Origin of the sequence: Nonomuraea sp. LPB2021202275-12-8 (assembly GCF_037044575.1) — a bacterium.
Classification (GTDB): domain Bacteria; phylum Actinomycetota; class Actinomycetes; order Streptosporangiales; family Streptosporangiaceae; genus Nonomuraea.
The window spans coordinates 76,023-92,843 of the sequence record NZ_JBAHWD010000037.1; the positions used below are offsets into that span (position 1 = coordinate 76,023).

The window sequence follows — 16,821 nt, forward strand, 5'->3', positions numbered from 1 at the left end:
TGCGACCAGCAGGTCAGATCGAGGCGCACCGGCAGCCTGCCGGAAGACGAGATCATCGAGTGCTACGACAAGGCGAGCTCGGTCGTGGAACTCTCCGACAGCACGGACGCCGGGCTGGATCCGCGCTGTCACCGATCCGGGTCAGTGACCGGCGCTCCTAGAGGTAGGGCCGGGTCACGGTGACGAGGTCGGCGGAGGCGTCGCGGGTGTCGACGTAGACGGCGGAGTCGGGGGTGCGCTCACGCACGTCGCGGTCGCGGATCGCGAACACGGCCGGGGCGACCCCGACATCGCCGTAGCGGGCCGTCACCGCCGCGCCGATCGCCAGCCGGACGTCGGCGAGCACGCCTCTGGCCGTGTGGCCGCCCCCCGAGGCCGCGAGGTAGCCCAGCATGGCGGCGAAGCGCGACTCCGCCTCGGCCGGGGGCCGCTGCTGGGGCAGCACGGGGCGGTCGAGCCAGAACACCTTGCCCGCCAGGAAGGCGTCGTAGCTCGCGCCCTCGTGGCTGAGCGTGCGTGCCGTCTCGGCGAGCAGCTCGCCGAACTCCGCCAGGTCCGCCCGCGGCGGCAGGTCCGTGGTGACGAACAGGGGCACGATCAGCGAGTCCAGCATGTTGCCTTCCCTCCTTGAGGAGGCTCATCGTAGGGGGCGCCACCGACAAACTCCGTCGCTGCCGCTCCGGCGGGTCTTCAGCCGCCCGGCACGGCCGTACGGGCCGCGTCGGCGAGGCGGCCGGACAGCACCTGGAGGTGGGCCGCCAGCTCGGGCGGCTGGTGCACCTCGAAGGGGACTCCCAGGGTCGCGAGCCAGAACGCGAGCTCGTCCAGCGAGTTCGCGCCGGCGGTCAGCAGGCAGGTCGAGGCGTCGACCGGCTCGATCGTGGCCGCCGCGGGGGTGACCCGCTCGGCGACGGCCGCCGCGGGGGCGTGCACGGTGAAGCGGCCCTGATAGCGGTAGGGCGCGCTGGAGATCTTCCGGGCGGCGTAGCCGGCCAGGTCGGTGTCGGGCGGGTCGCGGGGCTCGAACCGCGGCCCGCCCGGCGTGCGCAGCCGCAGCCTGTCCACCCGGAAGATGCGCCAGTCGTCGCGGCCGGTGTCATAGGCGACGAGGTACCAGCGGCGGCCGGTCGCGACCAGGCGGTACGGCTCGACCAGGCGGGTGCTGGCTGTGCCGTCCTGGGTGTTGTAGTCGAAGCGCAGGCCCTCGTGGTCACGGCAGGCTGCCGCGATCGCCGACAGCGTGTCCGCGTCGACGGTCGGCACGATGCCCGTCATCGGCACGGTCATCGACTGCAGCGCGTTGACCCGGTGCCGCAACCTGGACGGCAGCACCCGCTCCAGCTTGGCCAGCGCCCGCAGCGAGGTCTCCTCGATGCCTGCCACGCTGCCCTGCGCTGCGGTGCGCAGCCCCACGGCCACGGCCACCGCCTCCTCGTCGTCGAGCAGCAGCGGCGGCAGGTCGCTCCCGGCGCCGAGCCGGTATCCGGCCAGCCCGGCGGTGGCGTCCACGGGGTAGCCGAGCTCGCGCAGCCGGTCCACGTCGCGGCGGACCGTGCGGGTGGACACGCCGAGCCGGTCCGCCAGCTCGGAGCCGGACCAGTCGCGATGGGTCTGCAGGAGGGACAGCAGCTTGAGCAGCCGGGCCGAGGTTTCCAACACCCGTCCAGTCTGCCGCACACCTAGGACCGAGGTTGTCCTAAGCGGGTTCTAGCGTGGTGGCCATGAGCGACAACGACATCCGCCCCTTCCGCATCGACATCCCGCAGGCCGACCTGGACGACCTGCGCGAGCGCCTCGCCCGCACCCGGTGGCCCGACGAGTTGGACGGGGCCGGCTGGTCGTACGGCGTGCCCGTCTCCTACGCCGAGCAGCTGGCCGCCTACTGGCGCGACGGCTACGACTGGCGCGCGCACGAGGCCGCACTCAACGAGTTCCCGCAGTTCACCACGGAGATCGACGGTCAGAACATCCACTTCCTGCACGTACGCTCACCCGAGCCGGACGCGCTGCCCCTGCTCGTCACACACGGTTGGCCGGGCTCCGTCGTCGAGTTCATGAACGTCATCGGCCCCCTCACCGACCCCCGCGCGCACGGCGGCGACCCCGCCGACGCCTTCCACGTCGTCGCCCCGTCCATCCCGGGCTTCGGCTTCTCCGGCCCGACCCGGGAGCGCGGCTGGGACATGAACAGGGTCGCGCGCGCATGGAAGGAGCTGATGAGCCGCCTCGGCTACGAGCGCTACGGCGCCCAGGGCGGCGACACGGGCGCGGTCATCTCGCCTCAGGTGGGCAGGATCGACCCCGCACGGGTGGTGGGCGTGCATGTCAACGGCGGCCTGGGCTTCCCCACAGGCGACCCGGCGGAGCTCGAGGGGCTGTCCGAGGCCGAGCAGGCGCGGATGAGCGTGTACGGCGACCAGGACGGCCTCGGCTACGCGATGATCCAGTCCACCCGCCCGCAGACGCTCGCCTTCGGCCTGCACGACTCCCCGGCCGGGCAGCTCGCCTGGATCGCCGAGAAGTTCAAGGAGTGGACCGACCCGGCACACGAGCTGCCCGAGGACGCGGTCGACCGCGACCTGCTCCTCACCGACATCAGCGTCTACTGGCTGACAGGCACCGCCGGCTCCTCGGCCCGCCTGTACAAGGAGAGCGCCGCGATCTGGGGCCGGCCGGTCGAGCCGTCCACGATCCCGCACGGTGTGGCCGTCTTCCCCGGCGATTCCGGGGTCCGCCGCATCGCCGAGCGCGAGCACAAGGTGATCCACTGGTCGGAGTTCGACAGGGGCGGTCACTTCGCCGCCATGGAGGCGCCCGACCTGTTCGTGGACGACGTGCGCGCGTTCTTCCGGCTCGTGCGCTGACCGCTCAGCGCTCGGTCCACTCCTCTTCCAGTGCGGCGTGGATGACGGAGTCGCGCCAGCCGGCCGGTGTGGAGACGTGGTGGCGCAGGCGGCCCTCCTCCACCATGCCCGCGGTCAGCATCGCGAGCTGCGCCGGCAGGTTGGCGGGGGAGCGGGCGCCCCAGATGCGGTGCAGGCCGAGCTGCCTGAAGCCGAACGCCAGCAGCAGCCGGACCAGGTCCGTCCCCATGCCGCGCCCCCACCGGTCGGGGCGCAGGCCCAGGCCGATCTCGGCGCTGTGCGGGTGGTCGGCGTCGATGTGCAGGCGCGCCACGCCGATCACCTCCTGGCTGTCGACGTCGAGCACCGACAGCACGTACAGCGTGCGCGGCTCCGCCGCCGCCGACCGCGCGCCCTCCTCGACCAGCGCCGCGACCTGCTGGAGAGTGCGGGGCCCGAACGGCATGTGCTGGGTCGCCTCGGGGTCGCCGTAGATGGCGTGGAGAGCCGCGACATCCGTCTTCGTGACCTCATAGAGCCACAGACGCGCACCTTTGCACACGACTCGCCGCATGCGCAGAAGGTAACGCGACATCACCGATCTTTACAAGCCTCTGTCAAGTCGCGAGTTGACTCCCGTAAGCCCGGGCGACAAGTTCGGCGATCGCGCTGTGGGCGCCGAGTGGCTCGGCGTGCCCCGCGCCGGTCTCGGCGGCGGCCTTCTCCACGATGCCGGGCGGGGCCTCGTGGCCGATCAGGCAGGGCGCGATGGCCAGCCGCTCGGCGCCGGCCGCGCGCAGCCGCTGGGCGGCCATCGGCACGCCGGGCTCGCTGTCGAGGGAGGCCGCGACGACGGGCAGCGTGAGCCTGGAGGCCAGCAGCACGGCGGTGGCCTGCACGGCGTGCACGGCGCGCTCGCCGCCGACCGTGCCGAGGATGACCCCGTCGACGGGGCTGGAGACGTTCAGCAGGCGGACCCGGTCGGCCCTGGCCAGGCCCCGCTCGGCCAGCCTGATGTGCAGCGCCTCGGCGAGCAGCGGGTGCGGACCAAGCGCCTCGGTCACGGTCGCACCGGATCCGCTCGCGGCCACGGCCTTGTTGATCTCCGCCATGACGGCCGGGTCGTCCCACGTGACCAGAGGCACCACGACGGCGTCCCGGCCGCCCGGCAGCGATTCGGCCAGCGTTTCGACGGCGGTGAGCCGTACCTCGATCTGGGGGTTGTCGACCCGCACGACGGCGGCGATCTCGGCGGCCACGCCGGATGCGCTGCCAGGCGCCGCGAGCACGAGAACGGGCGCGTCCGGTGGCAAGGACGTGGGGACGGGACGGCGGTGGCGGCCGCCCCCCGGCCGGGGGGAACGTTCGCGTACGGGGAGGCTCACAGGCGCGCAGTTTATGCCTTATCGGGGAGGTAAGTTCCGGGAATCGATGGCGATTCCGTCACAACGGTCCCGCTCTGTGGCCGAGATCACATCGTAACGATCGGAAACGTTGACTTACCGACATAAAACGGCAAACTCTGGAACTACTAGAAACGCGTTCTAGAGCGACAGTCAACACCGTCCCCGGAGGATGGGAATGAAGCCGTTCTATGTCCGCGAGCTCAGTGTCTACCCCGTAGGCGCCCGTCGGGTCCGCCTGCTCGCGATCGCCGTCCTGGCCAGCCTCGTGGCCAACTTCGAGACCACGATCGCCACCATCCTGCCGCTGCTGATGACCGACCTCGACATGTCGCTGACGGAGTACGGTCTGATCGCCGCGCTGTCGGTGCTGGTGGGCGGGCTGTCGGCCGGATTCGGCGGAATCCTGTCCGACAGGTGGGGGCGGGTCACGATCCTGGTGCCGACGCTCACCGTGACGGCCGCCTGCAACTTCCTGTTCGCCACCGTGGACTCGGTCGGCTCCCTGCTCGCGATCCGCTGCCTGATGCTGTTCATCGAGGGCGCGGGCATCACCATCACCGCCTCGTTGGTCCGCGACTTCTCGCCCCGGCTGGGCCGGGCGCAGGCGTTCGCGTTCTGGACCTGGGGGCCGGTCGGCGCGTCCTTCCTCGCCTCCGCGCTGGCCAGCTTCACGCTGCCGCTCTTCGGGTACGCCTGGCAGTCGCAGGCGATCATCATGGGCATCATCTCGCTGACGCTCTGCGCGATCATCATCTGGCAGATCGCCGAGCCGTCGGCCGCGCTGCGCGCCCAGGTGATGAGCGCCGAGACGGACGTCGCCGTCACCGAGTCGATCGACCCCGGCAAGGTCAGGAAGCTCTTCGGGCATCCCCACCTGTGGGCGCACGTGTTCGGCAACACCGGCTGGCAGGTGCTCTACTGGACGTTCGCCATCTTCGGCCAGACGATCCTGGTCACCTCCTTCGCGATGGACGCGGCCTCCGCCAACGGCGTCGTGGCGCTCGGCATCGTGCTCAACGCGATCACCGTCATCCTGGTCGGGCGCGTGTCGGACCGGCTGCAACTGCGCAAGCCCTTCACCGCCGCGGGGACCGTGCTGACCATCGCCGTGCTCGCCTACTTCATCGGCCTCATCGGCAGCCAGGTCTCCGTGACGCACGTCGTGGTGGTCTACGGCCTGCTCTTCCTGGTGCTGGGCATCGCCTACGTGCCGTGGATGGCGAACTTCTCCGAGAACGCCGAGGACGTCGACGCCCGCCTTCAGGGATCCGCGCTCGGCATCTGGGGCATGGTCGTGCGCGTCATGATCGTGGTGCTGCTGGTGGTCTCGCCGCTGGTGGTGGAGGCTGCCGGGTGGGAGACCTGGCTGCTGGTCGCGCTGGCCGGACAGGTGGTCTTCCTGGTGTCCATGGTCGCCTTCAAGGGCCGCTGGCGCGCCGAGCGCGCCACGCCGCCCAAGGTGACCGCCTGAACGTGGCGCGGCCCGCCGTCCGGGGAGGCCTGCCGGACGGCGGGCGCCCCCGCCACGGGCGGCTCAGCGGGTGGGCACGACGACCGCCTGAGGATTGCCCGGCGCGTACACGGTGATCCCCTGCGGCAGCGCCTTGAGTTTCTCGATCTCCGCGCACGCGGGGCACTTGTCGTAGCCGTCCTGCCTGGCCTGGTTCGCGTCCGACTCCGCCCTGGCCTGGGCCACCCTGGCCTGTGCCTCCGAGACGGCGGCGTTCGCGGCCAGCGAGCGGTCGACGGCCTGCTGCACCTCGCCCGGCAGGGTGACCTTGACCAGCGTGAACCGCAGCCCGGTCAGGAAGTCGCCGCCCAAGGCCTGCGGCAGGTCGCGGGCGAGCGTCGAGTTCACCGCGTTCTGCACCGCGGCGATGTTGGTGTTGCTGTCCTGGGACTTGAGCGAGGAGCTCGCCAGCAACGCGCAGGACGGTACGAGCTGGGCGCAGCGCATGGCTCCGATCTGGGTGCGCAGCGCGTTGTCGATCAGGGGTCTGACCGCCTGGCCGAAGAAGGCGGTCCAGCCCTCGTCGCCGTCCCACGCGTACAGCGAGCTGTCGTCCTGCCCGCGGAAGGTGCGGGTGCCGTACTTGTCGTCGAACCTCTTGAGCGTCTCGTGGTCCAGGTTGAGAGTGAAGTAGAGGGTGCCCTCGATGCCCAGGTTCACGCCGTCGCCGCTCGGCACCGTCACCACGTCCACGCCGAGTGTGGTGGCCCGCTTGGCGTCGGCGGTGATCGTGTAGAAGCGCTGCTGCGCCGGGTAGCTGTGCGTGGACGACCACAGGCCGGTCCAGGTCAGGCCGGAGCCGGGGTCGATGACCTGGCGGATCTGGTTGTCGTCGAGCGGGCCGCCGTCGCGGACGACCGCGACGACGCCGGCGTCGGTGCTCTCCAGGGCGGTGACGGCCCCGAAGAGCAGAGGGAGCGCGAATAAGGCGGCGATGACGGCCAGGGCTGTCTTCAACGTGGTCCTCCCCACGCGGGCGGCGGTGGCAGCCGCCGCCCGCGGCTTTCGCGGCGAACTACTGGAGGGGCGGCCTCAGGCGCGCTGCGGCACGGTGCCGTGCTCGCCGGTGAGGTCGAGGTCGCGGGGCTCCGGCGCGATGGCCAGGCCCACGGCGGTGATGGCCAGCGCGGCCACCACGTAGATCGACACCGCCACGGTGGTGCCGAAGGAGTCGAACAGCTTGATCGCGATGATCGGGGCGAGCGCGCCGCCCACGATCCCCGCCACCTGATAGCCCATCGAGGCCCCGCTGTAGCGCAGCCTGGTGCTGAACAGCTCGGCGATGAAGGCCGCCTGCGGGCCGTACATGGCGGCGTGGCAGACCAGCGCCACGATGGCGGCCAGCGCGATCAGCGGGAAGGACTTGGTCTCGAGCAGCGGGAAGAACGCGAACACCCAGACCGCGGCCCCGATGACGCCCGCCAGGTAGACCGGCCGCCTGCCGAACCGGTCCGACAGCGAGCCGAACAGCGGGATCAGCGCCAGTTGCAGCGCGGAGGCGATCAGCACCGCGTTCAGCCCGACGGAGCGATCCAGATCCAGCGGCCCGGTGACGTAGACCAGGATGTAGGCCGTGAAGGTGTAGAAGGCCACGTCCACGCCGATGCGCGCGGTGAAGGCCGACAGCAGCGCGCGCGGGTGCGTGCGCAGCACCTCCAGCAGCGGCATCTTCGCCTTCGCGCCCTTCTGCTCGACCTCGGCGAACAGCGGCGACTCGGCGATCTTCAGGCGCACCCACAGGCCGACGAACACCAGCGCGCCCGACAGCAGGAACGGCACCCGCCAGCCCCACGACAGGAACGCCGCGTCGGACAGCGTGAACGACAGGATCGTGAGCAGCCCCGTGGCCAGCACGAAACCCGCGGGCACGCCCACCTGGGGCCAGCTCGCGTTGAAGCCGCGACGGCGCGGATCACCGTGCTCCAGCGACATGATCACCGCGCCGCCCCACTCGCCGCCGAGCCCGAGGCCCTGCACGAATCGGAGTGTGGCCAGCATGACGGGGGCGAGCACGCCCACGCTGTCGTAGCCGGGCAGCACTCCGATGAGGAACGTCGAGATGCCCATCAGCAGCAGGGTGACGACCAGCACGGTCTTGCGGCCGTTGCGGTCGCCGAAGTGCCCGAAGATGATCCCGCCGAGCGGCCGGGCCACGAACGCGACCGCGTTGGTGGTCAGCGCCAGCAGGGTCGCGTTGAGCGGGTCGAAGGTGGGGAAGAACAGCTTGCCGAAGACCAGCGTCGCGGCCGTGGTGTAGAGGAAGAAGTCATACCACTCAAGCGACGTGCCGATCAGGCTGGCGAGGATCACCCGCCGGGTCTGCTGGGTGGAGCTTGCCATCCTTCGCTCCTTCCGAGGGGGGTTGGTATCAACATAAGAATCGTTGAACAATTCGACAAGAGGTTTGTTCGATGATTTCCTGGCGATTGTGGAAAACGCCGCCGCTGATCTCGCGCAGGACCGCTCCCGCCTCGGGCGCAGCAGCACGGCCGAGCGGGTGGCCGACATCCTGCGGGACCGCATCATCGAAGGCCTGTTCAAGCCCGGCCAGCGCCTGTCGGAAGAGGCGATCTGCGAGGCGCTCGGCGTCTCGCGCAACACGCTGCGCGAGGCCTTCAGGCTCCTCAGCCACGAACGGCTGCTCGACCACCGCCTCAACAGAGGCGTGTTCGTGCGGGTCCTGTCGGCCGAGGACGTCGCGGACCTCTATCAGGTGCGCCGGGTGATCGAGGGCATGGCCGTGCGCCGGAAGCCGACCGAGCAGGCCCTGCAGGTCATCAGAGAGGCCGTGGCCGACGCCGAGCGCGCCGCCGGGGACGACGACTGGCAGGGCGTCGGCACCGCCAACATCCGCTTCCACCAGGCGCTGGTGACGCTCAACGACAGCCCGAGGCTGGACGAGGCGATGCGACAACTCCTGGCCGAGCTGCGGCTCGTCTTCCACGTCATGGAGAATCCGCGCGCGTTCCACGAGCCGTTCGTGGAGCGCAACCGCGAGCTGCTCGAGCTCGTCGAGGCCGGCGAGCCCGACCGCGCCGCCGCCTTCCTCGACGCCTATCTCGACCACGCCGAGCAGCTCCTCATCCACGCCTACGAGCCGAACCGCTAACGTTCGGCCATGGAAAGGCTTTTCACCCTCGACGAGGCCCGCGCCCTGATGCCGTCGATCATCGAGGACGCCCGCGCCCTGATCGCCGCGCGCGCCGACCTGGCCGAGATCGCCTTCGACCGCGACACCGCCGGCACCTCCCCGCTCGGCGGGCTGCCCGAGCTCAAGGCCGTCGAGGCGCGCATCGAGGAGATACTGAGCGCCTGGAACGACCAGGGACTGGAGGTCAAGGGCATCGCTCCCGTGCTGCTGGACTTCCCCTCCATGCTCGGCGGCGTGTCGATCCGCCTGTGCTGGATCGAGGGAGAGCCAGAGCTCGGCTGGTATCACCGCACCGACCTGGGCTTCCCCGGCCGCCGCCCGCTGCCGTCCTGATCCGCCCAAGCGTGGCTGACCTGTGACCAACCGGGCGGTCGGACCACGGGTCTAACGGGTGAACGAAGGGATCACCCATGAGGCTCATCTCAGCGACCGCCGACCCCGAGACGGGCGCCGTCGAGCAGCGGGACTCCTACAAGATCAGCAAGTCCAGGTACGTCTCCAACGCGGCAGGGGAGTGACGGCATGAGAATCGTGACAACGCTGGCCATGGTGATCGCGGCACTGCTCGTGGCGCCGGCGGCACAGGCCGAGCCGCACCACGACAGCGTCCGCTACGCCTCCGTCAAGGGCTGCGAGAACAAGGACGGCGCCCACGTGCCGTGCGGCCACTGGCGCCTGGTCATGCACAGCGGCGAGCAGCGCCTCCTGCGCGACGCCCAGGTCGTGGCACGCCAGGCGAACGGCAAGTCGGCCGTCTTCCTGCCCGCTCCCGTCTCCGTCAGCGGCGACGGCCAGAAGGTCGCCTACTTCACCAAGTCCGGCCGCCTGGCCGTACGGAGCCTGCACGGAGACGTCACGCTGCTGCCCTCTAACACGCTGCCGCGGGTGGCCCAGGCAGAGGTGGCGCTCCAGCTGTCCGGAGACGGGGCCAGGCTCGCCGTCGCCACCGGCGACGACCGCTACGGAACCCGCGTCTTCGACACCGCCGGCGGCGCCCGCCTCGGCGTCATCCCGGGGCCGCGCAGCCTGGCCGGGTTCAGCGGGGACGGGGGCGAGCTCCTCATGATCGAGGACTCCGGCGAGGCCGTCACCCTGGCCGTCCACGCCGACACCGGCGAGCGGCTCACGCGCGTGACACCGCCGCAGACCGTCTCCGCCAACCCGCCGCCGGCCCTGTCCGGTGACGGCAGGACCGTCGCCGTGTTCATCGCCGGCAAGTCCCAGATCGTGCTGTACGACGCCGAGACCGACGAGGTGCTCAAGCGGGTGACGGTCAAGCTGCCGGCCGGGGAGCTCCACCTGATCGACTGGATCGGTGAGCAGCAGGTGACCGTCCACCTGACGCGCCAGCGGGCCGCGGAGACCCGGATGACGATCGCGCAGATCGACACGGAGACCGGCGACGTCACGATCAGAGACCGCTACACCGTGCTGAAGGACACGTTCGTCTTCGCCACCTGCGGCGGCTGAGCCCAGGCCCGGGTCGAGCCGCAAGCCGGAACAGGCTCGGGGGCATACGCTCGGCAGCGTGGAGGACCACTCGACCAAGGCGATGGCCGCCAGGGCCGTGGAGCTGTGCGTGGTGCTGCTGCACGAGGAGCCCACGGCGGAGTCGGTGTCCCGGGTGCTGCGCCGGCACGGCGAGCAGGGGGCGCTCGACCTGGACGAAGGCGACGTGCGGGCGATGCGCGGGGCGGCGGCGCGGCTCGTCGAGGTGCTCGGCGCCCCCGACGCCGGAGCCGCGGCGGCCCTGCTCAACCGCCTCCTCGCGGAGGTCGCGGGGCCGCCGCGGCTGACCAGCCACGGTGGCGCCACGAGCTGGCACCTGCACGTGGACAGCCGGGACGACGCGCCGTGGGGGGAGTGGTTCCTGGCCTCTTCGGCGATGGCCCTGGCCGTGCTGCTGGCGGACTCGCAGCAGATCCCCGGCGGGCTGTGCTCGTCGGGGACCTGCCGCAGGCCGTACCTGGGCGCGGGAGGCGGCAGCCCGCGACGTTACTGCAGCAGCCGGTGCGCCACCCGGAGCCGCGTCGCCGCCCACCGCGCCGGCCGCTCGACCGCGTGACGGCCGATCGAAGCCGCCGCCCCGCAGATGACCTGCCGGGGTTCAGCGGGTCCGGCGATCGGGGAGCATGTCGTCACCGGGGATGGCCGCCGTCGAGATCCGCTGTGCCGGCTGCGCGCCCGCCCAGCGCCGCAGGGTGGCCGTCGCCGCCGCACGATCCGCTTCGGACAGCCGCGAGATGTTGGCGCCGTGATTGGAGCCCGGCGCCACGTAAAGGTGGGAGTCGCGCCTGTTCGGCGTGAACCGCTCGGCGCTCCACGGATCGTTCTCGCCGTAGATGAACAGCATCCGCTCCGACCGGGTTCGGACCCAGTGGTCCACGTCCAGCATCGGCCGCGCATCGTGCCGGGAGCGCAGTGCGGCGGGGAGCACCGAATTGGGCTGGTAGAGGCCGCGGTGGCGGACCAGCCCGCGCAGGTGCCTGAACTCCAGGTCGGGCCAGCCGAGCTGGGTGGCCGCCTGGTAGTAGTACGGCCAGTAGTACTCCAAGCCCTGGTCGGTGTAGAACCCGAAGAAGGCGACGTTGTCGATCCAGGCGTACAGTTCCTCGTCCGTGGCGGTCACGGGCGGCACGGCGGGGCAGTCCGCCGCGGAGGCGTACTGCCAGAACGCCCACGCCGTGTCGAGGATCGTCATCTCGAACGACCGGTCCGCGCTGCCGAGTGTCCTGGTGAAGGTGTAACCGTTGCGCGCGGCGTCCGCCTCCAGCAGCGCCACCATCCGGTCACGCCGCTGGAGCGCCTCACGCTGCACGTTCTCCAGCGCGGTCCGGCAGGACTCGGAGCCGACGGCGGCGAAGAACCTGTCGTACTCGTGATCGAGGGGGTTCAGCCGGTCGTTGGGGGCGACGTAGGCCACCACCCCGTCCACGTCACCGGGGTAGAACCGCCGGTGGTAGACCGACGTCATGCCCCCCTTGCTCGCGCCCGTCTGGATCCACCTGCCCGAGTAGACCGTCTTGAGCGCCTGGACGATCCGGTGCTCATCCGTCGCCTCCTGCCAGATCGTCAGGTCGTCCCAGTCGGCCGGCGCCGGCCGCGAGGAGCGGAAGAACCGGTGCTCGACGGACACCTGGTTGCCGTCGAGCAACTGCGTCGGCTCGGTACGCGAAGCCGTGGGGTTCACGGGCAGGCCGTACCCGCCGGTGAAGAGGACGACGGGGGCGTCGGCCGACCGGTGGAGCAGCGTGAGCCGCTGCTGGAACGTCCCCCTGCGCGGATGCCTGTGGTCGACCGGCTGGGCGAAGCTCAGGACGAAGAACCGGTAGCCGCCCGGCTGCGACTCCGACACCACCGTGAGACCGGGGATGGCCGTGAGCCTGTCGAGCAGGTCGTCCTGCGTCGCGGCGGACGCCACCTGGGCTGCCGGCCGGGCGGCGGCGGGCAGAGCGTGAAGACTGAGGGCCGTCGCGACGGCCAAGGATGCCGCCAGCGCGGTCAGGTACCGGGATCGCACGTCGCGTCTCCTTCAGGGGGGACCTGTGTGGCCCGACCGTATACCGATCAAGGCCGGCCGAACAGCGCCTCCGCCGGGTGCGCCTCTCTACAGATGAACAGCATTTGTCACCAGAAATTACGCCATTGTTGACTCATGGCTGGATTTCGGTCCGTACCATAATTGTCCGCGGTGATCACCGGTGAGAGCCTCCGGTGCAGATGCCGCAGGGAGTTTCACGTGCGCAAGATCGCAGTCGCCACCCTCGCCGTCCTCACCCCCCTCACCGGAGCCGGCGCGGCTCCGGCCGCGGCCGAACCCCCGCCAGACCGTTCCCAGGTCGTCATCGTCGGCCACCGCGGCTCGGCGGGCCACCGCCCCGAGCACACCCAGGGCAGCTACGAGCTGGCCGTGGCCATGGGCGCCGACTGGATCGAGCCCGACCTGGTGCCGACCAAGGACCACGTGCTGGTCGTCAGGCACGAGAACGAGATCTCCGGCACCACCGACGTGTCGCTGCGCCCCGAGTTCGCGGCGCGCAGGACCACCAAGGTCATCGACGGGCGCAACGTGACCGGGTGGTTCACTGAGGACTTCACGCTGGCCGAGCTGAAGACGCTGCGCGCGGTCGAGCGGCTGCCCGCGATCCGCCAGCGCAACACCGTCTACAACGGCTACTACCAGGTGCTCACCTTCCAGGAGGTGCTCGACCTGGCCAAGAAGCTCCGCCGCCAGTACGGCAGAGCGGTCGGCGTCTTCCCCGAGACCAAGCACCCGACCTACTTCAGGTCGATCGGGCTGCCGCTGGAGGAGCCGCTGATCGAGACCGTCAAGCGCAACGGGCTCGACCGGCCGAACAGCGCGGTGGTGGTCCAGTCGTTCGAGCCGTCCAGCCTCAAGCGGGTGGACAAGGAGCTGCGCGTACCGCTGTGGCAGGCGCTGGGCACCACCGGCCGGCCGTACGACCTGACGGCGGCAGGAGACCCGACGACCTACGCGGACATGATGAAGCCCGAAGGGCTCGCGAAGATCGCGGAGTACGCGCAGTGGATCGGGCCGGACAAGTCATCGGCGATCCCGATCAACCCGGACGGGAGCTCGGGCACCCCGACGACGCTGGTGTCCGACGCGCACAAGGCGGGCCTGAAGATCGGCGTGTACACCTTCCGCAGCGAGAACCAGTACCTGCCCCTGCAGCTGCGCCACGGCCAGATCCCGACCGACCACGGTGACGCGCTGGCGGAGTACCGCGCGCACCTGGACCTGGGCGTGGACGCCTTCGTCACCGACTACCCCGACGCCGCCGCCCTGGCGAGGTCCGAGCGGGACAGGCCGCACAGGCACGTGCAGCCGCAGCCGTTCGACAACGGCCTGCCTGAAGAGGGCCGGGAATAGACCACCGGGCCGCCTCCACACGGAGGCGGCCCGGTGCCCAACAGATCGCCAGATGCCGGCTAGGTAGATCATGTAGGGTGAGCCCGGCATATCCTCCAACGGCCTGGAGCCCGCCGTGCCGCACATGTCCCGCCGCCAGGTTCTCTCCCTGCTCCCCGCCGCCGGTCTGCTCGCCGTCGCCTCCCCCTCGCGCGCCGCAGTGGGAATCGATCACGCGCGGCTGCTCGCCAACACCGTGGCGATCTTCGCGGGGACCCCGGACGTCAACACCCGGCCCGAGGTCGCGGGCAAGCTCGCGGCGATTCTCGGCACCGCCAGGCAGCGGCTGGCCGCCATGGACCAGGCGGGCGAAGGCGAGCTGTTCGCCGGCCTGAGGCTCGGCACCGACGACGCCAACCTGCGGCTGGCCTTCCAGTACCTGTACGAGATCGCGCTGGCCACCCGCACCCCGGGCAGCCAGCTCATCGACGACCTCGCCGCCCAGCGGCGGGTCGCCGACGGCCTGTCATGGCTGCACGAGCGCCACTACGGCGACCAGTCGGCCGGCTACTACGGCAACTGGCACAACTGGGAGATCGGCATCTCCACCCACGTCAGCAGGACCCTGGTGCTGCTCGCCGACCGGTTACGGGAGGAACGGCCCGACCTGACGGCCACCTACATCGCCTCGATGGACGCCTACCTGCGCACCGGCAAGAACGGCGACGTCGACCTCGACTCGCGCTTCCACACCGGGGCGAACCTGGCCGACATCACCGCCAACCGGATCCTGCAGGGCGCGCTCACCGGCGACGACGCCCGCGTCGGCAAGGCCATCTCCGACCAGGCCACCGTCTTCGCCACGATCGACCCCTACAACCTGCGGCACGGCGTCACCGACGGCTACTACCGCGACGGCTCCTTCATCCAGCACCACTCGGTCGCCTACACCGGCTCCTACGGCCGCATCTTGCTGACCCGCGTCGTACAGACCCTCAAGATGCTCCAGGGCGCGACGGACGACGGCGGCGCCGACCTGGCCTCAGTGGTGTATCGCTGGATCGCCGACGGCTTCGCCCCGCTGATCTTCGAGGGGTGGATGATGGAGATCGTCAAGGGGCGGGCGGTCTCGCGCACCGCAACCGGCTACGCTGACGTCGGAGTGATCGTCGAGGCCATCGCCGACCTGGCCGATCACGTCGAGGCCGGCGACGCCCTCGCCCTGAAGAAGTACGTCAAGCACCTGCCGGCCGCCGACACGGCCGCCTTCGTCTCCCCGGTCAGCATCGCCGGCTACGCGGCCATCCGCGCCGACTCCGCCATCCCGGCCGCCGACCTGAACCCGCCCGAGCGCTGCGTGGCGTTCAACGCCATGGACAGGACCGTCCACCGCCGCCCCGGCTACGCCTTCGCCCTGGCGCGCAGCTCCGACCGGATCAGCAAGTACGAGTACATGAACGGCGAGAACCTCATGCCCTGGTTCCAGGGCGACGGCGCGCACTACCTATACCTCGCGGGCGAGGACCAGCGCGAGGTCTACGGCGTCGACTACTACACGGCCGTCTCGCCGTACCGGCTGGCCGGGATCACCGCGCCGGTGGAGGAGCGGCGGACCGTGCCCGAGCTGTACGGCCGGTTCTGGTACGACAACCCGGGGCATCCGCTGAACTTCACCTCCTCCTCGGAGTCCCAGAACACCTACGTGTACTTCCCCCGCGGCGGGAACGCCTTCTCCGGCGGCGCGACGCTCGGCGCGTACGGCGCGGCCGGCATGGTCCAGTCCGACGACGCCGCCTACACCGCCAAGCAGGCGGACATCCTGCCCGACGACTTCGTCGCCTACCGCAACGCCCGCGCGACCAGGTCCTGGTTCATGCTCGACGACGAGATCGTGGTCCTGGCAGCGGGCGTCTCCGGCCAGGGCGGCCGCGCCGCCGTGACCACCGTGGACAGCCGCATCGCCGCTCCCGGCGACGCGATCGCGCTCACCGGCGAGGGCTGGAAGGGCGGGGCCTGGCAGGCGGGCGACACCGCCCCACCGCGCTGGCTGCGCTACGCCAACGGCACCCGCGGCACCGCGGTCGGCTACGCCTTCCTCACCAGGCAGCCCGTCGGGGCCGGGCTGGAGACGGTGACCCGCAGCCGCAGAGCCGTGCGCACCGCCAACCCCGACACCAGCGTGACCAAGAACGTCTTCACCGCCTCGGTCACCCACCCCGCCACCGGCGATGTCCCCGCCCTCGCCTACGCCCTGGTCCCGAACGCCACCGAGGCACGCCTGCGCGGCTACGCCGACGGCCCGCTGACCGTTCTGGCCAACAACCGGCACGTACAGGCGATCAAGCACGAGACCCTCGACATCGTCGCAGCCAACGTCTTCGCCGACGGCCCCCGCCACGCCGGGCGCCTGCTCATCGACGGCCCCGCCTCGGTCATCGTCCAGTCCGGCGAACGCACGACCGTGGCCCTGTCCGACCCCACGATGCGACGCGACCGCGTCTCCGTCGTCGTGCACGGCGCACCTCTCAGACTCGGCACGGCCGACGAGGGGGTGACGGTGCGGCGCGTCCCGGGCGGCACCCTGATCCAGGCGACCACCCGCCACGCCCACGGCCGTACCTTCACCGCCACCCTCCGCTGACCCGCCCCTCGCCACCCGGGGCGTGATCCCTTGCGGCGGGATTTCGTGGCTGGCGCGTCACGCTGTGACTGCGTGATTCCAGCTCTGAGACCCGGAAGGCTTCTCGACCGCCTTGCCGATGGAGGCCTGAGGAGGGACGCGGTCGCTGTATGGGCTGCCGTACAGCGACCAACAAGAGCCTCTTCCAGCCTCAGAGGGGTCGTTTACCTTGGGGTGGATTCCCCGACCGGAGGCAGCGCTTCACCGGCGAAAGGCTCCAAGCAGGGGTCGACCTGGCGACCGCCGGTAGGGGCCAAATGAGGTCGATGCGTCACGCCGCCGGCGGCGCAGCCGAGCCTCCATACCAAATCCCATACGTACGGCCACGGCTTGACGCTTAGGCAGATCGGATTTCTGC

At 70.8% G+C, this 16,821-nt stretch carries 15 protein-coding genes; 8 read left to right on the forward strand and 7 right to left on the reverse strand.

Annotated elements, in window-relative coordinates; all coding sequences use genetic code 11:
- Nucleotides 1–157 precede the first annotated feature (157 nt).
- Together V5E28_RS40895 and V5E28_RS40900 are read right to left on the reverse strand one after the other, a co-directional pair.
- Complete coding sequence (locus V5E28_RS40895; RefSeq protein ID WP_336215203.1) at nt 158–613, reverse strand: hypothetical protein; 456 nt, start codon at nt 611–613, stop codon at nt 158–160.
- A gap of 77 nt (nt 614–690) precedes the next feature.
- Entirely contained in the window at nt 691–1,659 is a 969-nt protein-coding gene (locus tag V5E28_RS40900) for a helix-turn-helix transcriptional regulator (RefSeq protein WP_336215204.1), read from the reverse strand.
- Between the two features lie 62 nt (nt 1,660–1,721).
- Between V5E28_RS40900 and V5E28_RS40905 the strand changes: the two genes are divergently transcribed.
- Nucleotides 1,722–2,864 carry an epoxide hydrolase family protein gene (locus V5E28_RS40905; RefSeq protein WP_336215206.1) on the forward strand — a complete coding sequence of 381 codons (1,143 nt, stop codon included), beginning with the start codon at nt 1,722–1,724 and terminating at the stop codon, nt 2,862–2,864.
- A 4-nt stretch (nt 2,865–2,868) separates the two neighbouring features.
- On the opposite strand, the gene V5E28_RS40910 is transcribed toward V5E28_RS40905, so the two are convergent.
- Nucleotides 2,869–3,417 (reverse strand): GNAT family N-acetyltransferase, encoded by a 549-nt coding sequence (locus V5E28_RS40910; protein WP_336215207.1) that lies wholly within the window; start codon nt 3,415–3,417, stop codon nt 2,869–2,871.
- A gap of 43 nt (nt 3,418–3,460) precedes the next feature.
- Nucleotides 3,461–4,228: a sirohydrochlorin chelatase gene (locus V5E28_RS40915; protein WP_336215208.1), complete on the reverse strand. Its 768-nt coding sequence runs from the start codon at nt 4,226–4,228 to the stop codon at nt 3,461–3,463.
- Between the two features lie 196 nt (nt 4,229–4,424).
- Here V5E28_RS40915 and V5E28_RS40920 point away from each other — a divergent pair, with 196 nt between their 5' ends.
- The gene (locus V5E28_RS40920) at nt 4,425–5,720 is read left to right on the forward strand and encodes an MFS transporter (RefSeq protein ID WP_336215209.1); all 1,296 of its coding nucleotides are present in this window, start codon (nt 4,425–4,427) and stop codon (nt 5,718–5,720) included.
- Between the two features lie 63 nt (nt 5,721–5,783).
- Here V5E28_RS40920 and V5E28_RS40925 read toward each other — a convergent pair whose 3' ends face one another.
- The gene (locus V5E28_RS40925) at nt 5,784–6,716 is read right to left on the reverse strand and encodes an SPFH domain-containing protein (RefSeq protein ID WP_336215211.1); all 933 of its coding nucleotides are present in this window, start codon (nt 6,714–6,716) and stop codon (nt 5,784–5,786) included.
- A 75-nt stretch (nt 6,717–6,791) separates the two neighbouring features.
- Nucleotides 6,792–8,099 carry an MFS transporter gene (locus V5E28_RS40930; protein WP_336215212.1) on the reverse strand — a complete coding sequence of 436 codons (1,308 nt, stop codon included), beginning with the start codon at nt 8,097–8,099 and terminating at the stop codon, nt 6,792–6,794.
- An 88-nt stretch (nt 8,100–8,187) separates the two neighbouring features.
- On the opposite strand from V5E28_RS40930, the gene V5E28_RS40935 reads away from it, so the two are divergent.
- From V5E28_RS40935 to V5E28_RS40950, 4 genes are all read left to right on the forward strand, one after another.
- Nucleotides 8,188–8,868, forward strand: coding sequence for a GntR family transcriptional regulator (locus tag V5E28_RS40935; protein ID WP_336215214.1), 681 nt, complete (start codon nt 8,188–8,190; stop codon nt 8,866–8,868).
- 9 nt (nt 8,869–8,877) lie between these two features.
- Complete coding sequence (locus tag V5E28_RS40940; RefSeq protein ID WP_336215216.1) at nt 8,878–9,243, forward strand: DUF2203 domain-containing protein; 366 nt, start codon at nt 8,878–8,880, stop codon at nt 9,241–9,243.
- A gap of 189 nt (nt 9,244–9,432) precedes the next feature.
- Entirely contained in the window at nt 9,433–10,380 is a 948-nt protein-coding gene (locus V5E28_RS40945; RefSeq protein WP_336215218.1) for a hypothetical protein, read from the forward strand.
- Nucleotides 10,381–10,438: 58 nt separating this feature from the next.
- Nucleotides 10,439–10,975, forward strand: coding sequence for a CGNR zinc finger domain-containing protein (locus V5E28_RS40950; RefSeq protein ID WP_336215220.1), 537 nt, complete (start codon nt 10,439–10,441; stop codon nt 10,973–10,975).
- Nucleotides 10,976–11,017: 42 nt separating this feature from the next.
- Here V5E28_RS40950 and V5E28_RS40955 read toward each other — a convergent pair whose 3' ends face one another.
- Nucleotides 11,018–12,430: a S28 family serine protease gene (locus V5E28_RS40955; protein WP_336215222.1), complete on the reverse strand. Its 1,413-nt coding sequence runs from the start codon at nt 12,428–12,430 to the stop codon at nt 11,018–11,020.
- A 219-nt stretch (nt 12,431–12,649) separates the two neighbouring features.
- On the opposite strand from V5E28_RS40955, the gene V5E28_RS40960 reads away from it, so the two are divergent.
- Both V5E28_RS40960 and V5E28_RS40965 read left to right on the forward strand, forming a co-directional pair.
- Nucleotides 12,650–13,804, forward strand: coding sequence for a glycerophosphodiester phosphodiesterase (locus V5E28_RS40960; RefSeq protein ID WP_336215224.1), 1,155 nt, complete (start codon nt 12,650–12,652; stop codon nt 13,802–13,804).
- Nucleotides 13,805–13,928: 124 nt separating this feature from the next.
- On the forward strand, nt 13,929–16,424 hold the full coding sequence (locus V5E28_RS40965; protein ID WP_336215227.1) for a polysaccharide lyase family 8 super-sandwich domain-containing protein: 2,496 nt from the start codon (nt 13,929–13,931) through the stop codon (nt 16,422–16,424).
- Nucleotides 16,425–16,821: the final 397 nt, after the last annotated feature.